Source organism: Nguyenibacter vanlangensis, from assembly GCF_013376155.1.
Lineage (GTDB): Bacteria > Pseudomonadota > Alphaproteobacteria > Acetobacterales > Acetobacteraceae > Gluconacetobacter > Gluconacetobacter vanlangensis.
Genome location: NZ_JABXXP010000092.1, coordinates 1 through 7984 on the forward strand (window position 1 = coordinate 1; position 7984 = coordinate 7984).

Annotated in this window: 5 protein-coding genes; 1 reads left to right on the forward strand and 4 read right to left on the reverse strand. The window is 62.9% G+C overall.

Annotated elements, in window-relative coordinates; all coding sequences use genetic code 11:
* Positions 1 to 167: 167 nt before the first annotated feature.
* The gene (locus tag HUK84_RS07175; protein WP_176639676.1) at positions 168 to 332 is read left to right on the forward strand and encodes a hypothetical protein; all 165 of its coding nucleotides are present in this window, start codon (positions 168 to 170) and stop codon (positions 330 to 332) included.
* A 27-nt stretch (positions 333 to 359) separates the two neighbouring features.
* Here HUK84_RS07175 and HUK84_RS07180 read toward each other — a convergent pair whose 3' ends face one another.
* The 4 genes from HUK84_RS07180 to katG form a co-directional block, all read right to left on the reverse strand.
* Complete coding sequence (locus tag HUK84_RS07180; protein ID WP_218064263.1) at positions 360 to 1913, reverse strand: integrase catalytic domain-containing protein; 1554 nt, start codon at positions 1911 to 1913, stop codon at positions 360 to 362.
* A 136-nt stretch (positions 1914 to 2049) separates the two neighbouring features.
* On the reverse strand, positions 2050 to 2850 hold the full coding sequence (gene istB, locus HUK84_RS07185) for an IS21-like element helper ATPase IstB (RefSeq protein WP_176639679.1): 801 nt from the start codon (positions 2848 to 2850) through the stop codon (positions 2050 to 2052).
* Complete coding sequence (gene istA, locus HUK84_RS07190) at positions 2850 to 4142, reverse strand: IS21 family transposase (RefSeq protein WP_176639677.1); 1293 nt, start codon at positions 4140 to 4142, stop codon at positions 2850 to 2852. The genes istB and istA overlap by 1 nt, the downstream gene beginning before the upstream one ends.
* A gap of 288 nt (positions 4143 to 4430) precedes the next feature.
* Positions 4431 to 6608: a catalase/peroxidase HPI gene (gene katG / locus HUK84_RS07195; protein WP_176639678.1), complete on the reverse strand. Its 2178-nt coding sequence runs from the start codon at positions 6606 to 6608 to the stop codon at positions 4431 to 4433.
* Between the last annotated feature and the right edge of the window lie 1376 nt (positions 6609 to 7984).

The following is a 7984-nucleotide window of genomic DNA, read 5'->3' on the forward strand; positions in this document are numbered from 1 at the left end:
TCGACGCCGCCTGTTCCGCCTGGAACAATCTCGCCGCCCTCCCGGAAACCATCCGATCCATCGGACTCAGAAAATGGGCTCACACAAGTCTGTGTCTATAACCGTTGGTATAACAGGCTGCGGAAAAACTACCAACGTCGCGCCGTGAATGATGATTCGTCGCCGAGATGGAATCGGATATCGCCGGTGAGGGTGCCGTCTTCCTCGAGTTGGACATCTCCGTCGCCGGAGGCTTCGTTCATTTCGTCGTGGCCGGCCCAGGTAAAGTGGATGCTGGCTTGGCCATAGTGGCAGTCGAGACCACCTTGGTGTCAAACGAATTGAAGAACTGACCCCTCGTGTTGCCTCATCTGAAAATGTTACCGAGGATCGTCGACGGAAAGGGAGCCGGGATATCCTCCCGCCGCGGCGGGAGGATATCCCGGTGACGCCTCTTTCCAGTGCCGACCGAGGATGAACTGTTCGGCGGCCTGGGGACGCCACGCCTTGAGAGTGATTTGAACGATCCGGAGCTGCCTGTCTCCGAAATGCCCGGGATCGATCTCATGGAGACGGCGTAGCGCCTCCGTCGCGGGCAGCGCCGGCTCCGCCTCAAGCCACGCCCGGATCTGCGCTTCGTGAGGATCGAACATACTCGGCCGTCGCGGAATGGGCTTCTGACGCCGGTAAGGGCGACGGTGCGTCGGACGGGTTTCGCCCGCCTGCCAGGCCGTCTTCAGACTTTCAGAAAAGCGTTGAAGGTCGATAGCATCGGACTCTGCCGGTTGCACGCCCAGGCCCCGGCGGTCGACACGCCGGCCCAACTCCTCCTGCGCCGCCCGAATCTCCGCGAACAGAAGCACAGGATCGGCCGAGGCCAGCATCGCCTCGATTTTTCCCTTGTCGGTCGGGGTGACATCCGGATGAGCCAGAACACGCGCTGCCGGCGGCAGGGGCGGATGATAGCGCTTGATAACCCGCGCGCCGGTCCGCGTCTTCTCACGCAGCTTGAACGACGGCTGGAACAGATTGCCATGAAGCCGCGCAGACTCGTAGAGCCCGGCCAGGGCCGCTGCCGATTCCGCGCCGACCAGTCGGCCATACCCGACGAGCCGCCTGACGATGGCGCCGTTCTTCTGCTCAACCCAGGCCTGGTCATTCTTCCGGTAGGCGCGGGCGCGGGTGACGACCAGTCCCTGGTTGCGGCACCACGGAACCACGAGATCATTCATGAAGGCGCTGTCATTGTCGAAATCGACACCGAGCAGATCAAATGGAAACAGCTGACGCGCCCGGTCGAGAGCGGCGATCACCAGGCTGCTTTCCCGCATCAGCACCGCAATGCACTCGGTCCAGCCGGTCGCGGTGTCGGTCAGCACCAGAGTCTGCACGAAGCTCCCCGTCGACGACGGACCCGAATGAGCCACGAAGTCCACCTCGACATAGCCGGGCGGCGGATCGTGCCAGTCACCGAACGTGCGCACCGGGACCGAGCGTCGAACCGCCGAACTCAGCCCGGCACGCCGCCTTTGGCCCCCGCACGCCACAATGCGAACCGGCGAGAGAAGGCGGTCCATCGTCGCCGTGCTGACAGTCAGCAACTTTTCGCGCAAATCGGCGTCCAGGCTGAGACGGCCATGCCGTTCCAGCGCTGGCAGAAGCACGGGGATCATCGCCCTGAGCCGCCTGGAGCATAAACGGTCGGAAACCTCCCACACGGCTACCAGGGCGTCGCGGACGTCGTCCCCATAGCGTGTCGCAGTCCGCTTCCCAAGGCGGGGAGGCTCCTCGTCTTTGCGAAGGAGCCGAATCGCGTGCTTGCGATGATAGCCCGTTACCGCCACGAACTCGTCGAGAACAGGCGTCTTTTCGGACCCGCCGCATGATCGGTAACGATCCCTGATCGCCGATACCAGTTCGACCCGCGTCGCCATGCTGATCCGCCTCGCCATTCTTCGCCTCCCGGCCAGAACGACAATCGACGTCATCACCAGCCCGGAACGCAAACCCTATCGGTAACATTCAGCGTGAGGCAATGCGCCCCTTTGGCGAAGCGAGGAACTGACCCCGTCATGATGTGGTTGTCTCGGCTTCTCTGATGGACGCTCCGGCCTTCTGCAGAAGGCCGGAGCGTCGTTTCTCCCGCAGACGGTAGCTGTCGCCGCGGATGGTGATCACGGTGGAATGGTGCAGCAGGCGGTCCAGGATGGCGGTGGCCACCACCGGGTCGCCGAAGACCTCGCCCCATTCTCCGACCGAGCGATTGGAGGTCAGCAGGATCGAGCCGCGCTCGTAGCGCCTTGAGACGAGCTGGAAAAACAGATGCGCGGCGTTGGCTTCGAACGGCAGATAGCCCAGTTCGTCGATGATCAGCAGCTTCGGTCGCGATAGGAGCGCCAGTTGCTTGTCCAGCGCGCCGTCCGCATGCGCCTTGGCCAGCATGGCGACCAATGTCGCGGCGGTGACGAACTGCACGCTGTAGTTTCGCCGGATCGCCTCGCGCCCGAGCGCCACGGCCAGATGCGTCTTCCCCGTTCCCGGCGGCCCCAGCAGCAGGATCGTATCGCCGTGCGCGACCCAGCGGCACTCGGCCAGATCGCGGACCTGCCGGGGATCGAGGGACGGCTGGGCGTCGAACTCAAAGCCGTCGAGTTCCCGCACGAACGGGAACTGCGCCATCTTGCTCGCCATGGCGATGCGGCGCTCGTCGCGTCGCGCGATCTCGCGCCCGACCAGGAATGCCAGTGCCTCGCGTAACGTCATGTCCGAGCGCGCCGCCTCGTCGAGCAGCGTGTCCAGCTGGTCGCGGATCGCCGTCAGCTTGAGCCGGTCCAGCATCCCGACCAATGCCTCATGGTCCACGCCCGCCATCACCAGGCCCCTCCCGCGACAGCCTCATATTCGGCCAGCGGCCGGAGCAGGTCGGGCAACGGGGTCGGTAGCCCGGCAAGTGATGGGCCGTTCGCGGCCGGTCCGCCGACCACGCCGGCGAGATGGGAGCGATCGACGATCCGCTGCCGGCGTCCCGCGCAAAGCGGATGATCCGCCACGACCTGCCCGGCATGACGCACGACGACGCGCCCGCCCAGTACCACAATCTGGACGCTCTCGCCGATCAGCCGCCACGGCACGGAGTAGCTGTTGGTGTCCAGGTCGATCGCGCAATCGGCCTGAACCTTGCGCACCAGATCGCGCAACTGGCCGAACGGCGCGCGTCCACCGAGCGGGCGCAGGGCCTCGGCCTCGCCGGCGAAACGCTCCGACGGTGCAACGCCCGTCGTGCCATGCACGCGCCGGTCGGCAATCTCGCGCGTCCATTGGTCAAGATGCGCCTCGAACATCGCCCAGTTCGCGAAACGCCGTCCCGCGACCGCGTTCTTCTTGACGTAGCCGACCCCGCGCTCGTCCTTGCCCTTGGTCCGGGCGCGATACGGCGCACAGGCACGCGGCGCAAAGCCCCAATACCGCGCAAAGGCATGCAGCCGCCCGTTGAAACGGACCTCCCGCGTCGTCGCGTCGTGATGCTCGACCAGGGCTTTGGCATTATCGAGCAGGATCTCCGCCGGAACCCCGCCGAACCGCAGGAATGCGCCCTCCATGCCCGCGAACCAGTCCGCCTGTCCCTGCCTCAGCGACGCGCGGATATGCAGGCGGCGCGAATAGCCGAGCGTCGCCACGAACAGATACACCCGCAGCCGCTCATCGCCGATCCACACCCGCGTCTCGCCGAAATCGATCTGCAACTGCCGCCCAGGCGGCGTCTCGAAGCGAACCGTCGCCCGCTTCCGGGCCAATAACTCCCGCCGCCACGGCCGGACCTTCAACTCGACCGAGCGAAGCCCAATGACGATCCCATGCTCGCTCGCCAGTTCCTGGCGGATCACGTCGGCATTGCCGTCGTGCCGGAAGAACCGCTCCCGAAGCCAATCGTCCAGACCATCGAACGCCGACCGCCGCTCAGGCTGCCGATACGCGATCGCCCCGCCAGCACGGACATATCGTCGCGCCGTGTTCCGCGAACAGCCAAACTCCCGCGCCAGCCGCTTGGCTCCCCAGCCAAGCCCGTGCAGCCGCATCATCGCGGCAACCTCCTCGGGTTGCAGCATCCCCGTTCCCCGCATCGTTCCAGACAATGCGGAAATCATGCTCTTTTCTTCCGTCATCGGTGCCCCTTTCAAAAACGAAGGGGGGTCAGTTCCTCATTGCGACAGGGGGTCACTTTCTCACTTCGCCTGACAACAGGCACAACATTAGCAGGCCGACCTGCTGGTCGCCTGAGCAGAAAGGATCTACAGAGCCAGATCGTCCAACTTAGATTCGGCCGCCCCTGGTCCTCGGGATGGGATGGTGACCACTTCACGTGAGCTGTCACAGTTGAGTTGTCGGGCCGCGATGGACACACTGACGGAATACAACCAACCAGCGGTGCCGGGGCGCCGCTGGTTGGTGCATCATGTTAGGTCGAAGCGGTCCAAGGTCATCACCTTGGTCCAGGCCGCGACGAAGTCGTTCACGAACTTCGTCTTCGCATCCGCACTAGCGTAGACCTCGGCCAGAGCGCGCAGCACCGAATTCGAGCCGAAGACGAGGTCGAAGCGGGTGCCCAACCATTTGAGCCTGCCGGTCTTGCGGTCAGTGCCTTCGAACACATCCTTGGCGTCGGAAACTGCCTTCCACTGCGTGTTCATATCCAGCAGATGCACGAAGAACTCGTTGGTCAACGAGCCGGGCTGATTCGTGAGAACACCGCGGGTCGAGCCATCGGAGTTGATGTTGATCGCTCGCAGGCCACCGATCAAGACAGTCAGTTCGGGAGCGGTTAGGGTCAGTTTCTGTGCGTGATCGATCAGCAGCACCTCGGCGGGCACGGCGGAACCGGCCTTCAGGTAATTGCGGAAACCGTCCGCAACTGGCTCCAGACTGGCGAACGAGCCCACATCGGTCTGAGCCTGAGAGGCATCGGTACGGCCTGGGATGAAGGGCGCCGTTACGTCATGGCCGGCAGCTTTCGCCGCCTGCTCAATGCCGGCGTTTCCAGCCAGCACGATCAGATCGGCGAGCGAAACCCTTTTGCCCCCGTGAGCTTCCTGGTTGAACGCCATCTGGATGTCTTTCAGCAGTTTGAGCACACGCGCCAGCTGTTCGGGCCGGTTGGCCGCCCAGTCCTTCTGCGGTGCAAGCCGGATGCGCGCGCCGTTTGCGCCGCCGCGCTTGTCCCCGCCGCGGAAGGTCGACGCAGCGGCCCAGGCTGTACCGACGAGTTCGGAAACCGTCAGGCCGCTATCCAGGACCTTGGCCTTGAGCGTCGAGATATCGGCGGAATCGATCAGCGGGTGATCGGCTGCGGGCACCGGATCCTGCCAGATCAGTTCTTCCTTGGGCACTTCCGGCCCCAGATAGCGCGCGCGAGGACCGAGATCGCGATGCGTCAGTTTGAACCAGGCGCGGGCGAAGGCCTCGGCGAAGGCCTGCGGATTCTCCTGGAAGCGGCGTGAGATCCTCTCGTAGGTCGGGTCGAAGCGCAGCGACAGATCGGTGGTCAGCATGGTCGGCTTGCGTTTCTTCGACGCGTCGTGCGCATCGGGAATGATCGCTTCGGCATCTTTGGCCTCCCACTGGATGGCGCCTGCCGGGCTGCGCGTTTGCACCCACTCGTACTCGAACAGGTTCTCGAAGAAATAGTTGCTCCATTGCGCTGGGGTCTGTGTCCAGGTCACTTCGAGGCCGCTGCCGATGGAATCCGCGCCGTGTCCCGTGCCGTAGTCGCTGATCCAGCCCAGACCTTGGGCCTCGAGAGGTGCGGCCTCGGGTTCAGGACCCTTGTGGGATTCCGCCGCCGCCCCATGGGTTTTGCCGAAGGTGTGGCCGCCAGCGATCAGCGCGACAGTTTCCACGTCATTCATCGCCATGCGCTTGAACGTTTCACGAATGAATGCCGCAGCGGAAATCGGGTCGCCGTTGGCGTTCGGACCTTCTGGATTGACGTAGATGAGGCCCATCTCGGTGGCGCTGAGGGGCTTTTCAAAATGTTCGAGGGGCCGGTAGGTCAGCCACGCGGTCTCGGAACCCCAATTCACGTCTTGATCCGGCTCCCAAGTGTCCTCGCGGCCGGCGGCGAAGCCGAACGTGCGGAAACCCATGGTTTCCAGCGCAACATTGCCGGTCAGGATCAGAAGATCGGCCCAGGAAATTTGTTGTCCGTATTTTTGCTTGATTGGCCACAGCAGTCGGCGCGACTTGTCGATATTGACGTTGTCTGGCCAGCTATTAAGCGGGGCGAATCGCTGCTGCCCCCGGCCGCCGCCGCCGCGGCCATCGCTCAGGCGGTAGGTGCCGGCGGCGTGCCAGGCCATACGGATGAACTGCGGGCCGTAATGGCCGAAGTCGGCGGGCCACCAGTCCTGGGAGTCCGTCATGAGCTTGCGCAAGTCGTTCTTCAGCGCAGCGTAGTCCAGCTTCGCAAACTCCTTGCGATAGTTGAACGTCTGGCCCAGCGGATCGGACTTAGACGAGTGCTGGCTCAGCAGATCGACACGCAACTGGTTCGGCCACCAGTCCTGATTCTGGGTGCCGCGTGTGGATTTTCTGGGCGAGTTCTCCGAAAATGGACATTTCGCTTCGTCAGTCATGAATTCCTTTTCCCTGGTTGGCGGCAAGGTCACCAGCGCGGTAAATGCCGCGCGAAATGACTGCCGCTTCTGCGATCCGAATGCCGTGAAGTGGACCCCCGCCCTGAGGAGCGACGTGGCTCCATGCTAGGTCGGAAGATTCAGGTCGGGTTTATCCTCTCTTTCGGCGACCACCAGAGCGCCACTGCGCCGATGGGCCCCGAGTATGTGAGTGACTCGTCGGCGTTGGCCATCAGCGCCACAAGCATGGCTTGGCTCGGCATCGCTTCCATGCCCTGTCGGCGTAGGTCCTTCAGGTAGACGCCCCCGCGCTTTAACGATCGTCACAAGCGCTCGATCAAGGCATGGCCCGTTCAGTGGACCCGGCCGCGCATGGCGACCCGGGGGCCGCCTTGTATGGCACGCCCGCGAAGGCAGCGCTTGTGAACTGCGAACCCTAATCCGATGTGTCCGACGCCCTCCGTGCTAGAATGGGTCGGCTGCTGCCTACGAACGAGCGTGCCTCAATGGTCCGGTACATTCATCCTCCGACATCGCGGCTGCGAAATCACACGCCATCGCTACCATCGCACCGTCCAGCGACAGATTTTCAACGTTGACCCCCGACCCCATTTCCGAGCGAATCAGGCGTCGCGGAGGTTACCATCCGAATCGGGGGCCGAAACCCAAGCCCGGATCCCAGCGTCCCCACGTCCCCCAAGCTCCCCAGTTCCAGGCCGGGTCAGAGTACTCGTCTGCAGTCGCTTGTGCTTGATCAGCCAGTTCCTGACTTTGCCTATAAGCCTGATATTGTCCGTATGCTGTCTGGTCGCCGACATACAGACAGTCGCAAACCGTTGGATCGGCATACACATAGGACACGATGTCACCGCGGACGCGCCGGAGGAATTTATGAGCCGGTAGACGATTGAGCATGGCTTGACGATCCGGGGTATTGGCGGGCTTGAACAGAAAGCCTGCGGCAGCCAAATGGTCCTCTTTGTCGGAGACAACCTGTTTAGTGGTCTCGCACGCCGCTAGCGTTCCAACGCAGATAGTGATCGCAGCTATTGCGCTAAATGTACCCCGATAATATCTGGTAATCATCTGCCGTTTCCGATTTTCAAGGTTGGTGTGGCGAGCTGAACTGGACGACGATCGTTACAGCGCTTAGAGCCTATGATCGCGATGATCCGCAGCCAATGTGCCTATCCAGCGGGAGTCGGAATATTAGACTTTGGTATGATGGTGTGCGGAAACCGCGCGTGCCGATAATGCGAAGGGGCTAAGAGCCCGATCCGAAAGTTTTTGAACAATACCAGCCAGTTGTGATTCATCCGTCTTTGCGAAGAGATGGAGTGAATGGTGGCATGGACTGGTATTGCCCGACGCGAACA

Coding starts and splice junctions, on each gene's coding strand:
- katG (WP_176639678.1), bottom strand. CDS start 6,608: ATGACTGACGAAGCGAAATGTCCATTTTCGGAGAACTCGCCCAGAAAA.
- istB (WP_176639679.1), bottom strand. CDS start 2,850: ATGGCGGGCGTGGACCATGAGGCATTGGTCGGGATGCTGGACCGGCTC.
- istA (WP_176639677.1), bottom strand. CDS start 4,142: ATGACGGAAGAAAAGAGCATGATTTCCGCATTGTCTGGAACGATGCGG.
- HUK84_RS07180 (WP_218064263.1), bottom strand. CDS start 1,913: ATGGCGACGCGGGTCGAACTGGTATCGGCGATCAGGGATCGTTACCGA.
- HUK84_RS07175 (WP_176639676.1), top strand. CDS start 168: ATGGAATCGGATATCGCCGGTGAGGGTGCCGTCTTCCTCGAGTTGGAC.